At 68.4% G+C, this 291-nt stretch carries 1 protein-coding gene; it reads right to left on the reverse strand.

Annotated features, from left to right (window positions below):
- Nucleotides 1–264 (reverse strand): methylmalonyl-CoA mutase family protein (locus FLQ44_RS08145; protein WP_240801217.1); only part of this gene is annotated, 264 nt, incomplete at its 3' end.
- Nucleotides 265–291 lie beyond the last annotated feature (27 nt).

Raw genomic sequence — 291 nt, forward strand, 5'->3', positions numbered from 1 at the left:
CGCCTCGGCCGTGGAGAAGCCCGCATACTGGCGGATGGTCCACGGATTGGTGGCGTACATGGACGGATAGGGGCCGCGCAGATAGGGCGCGACGCCGGGCAGGCCGCTGACGAAATCGAGCCCTTCGACCGCGTCGGGGCCGTAGGCCGGATCGACAGTGATCTTTTCGGGCGTGGTCCATCCGTCGGCCTTTGCAGGGCCGGGGCCGTGGGCGGAGGTCCCAGTCTGGTCGAAGGTCAGGGTGGTGAAGTCAGGCAGGCTCATCGGGCCGCCTCCACATGGTCGGACAGG

This window comes from Vogesella mureinivorans (assembly GCF_007644035.1).
Lineage (GTDB): Bacteria > Pseudomonadota > Gammaproteobacteria > Burkholderiales > Chromobacteriaceae > Vogesella > Vogesella mureinivorans.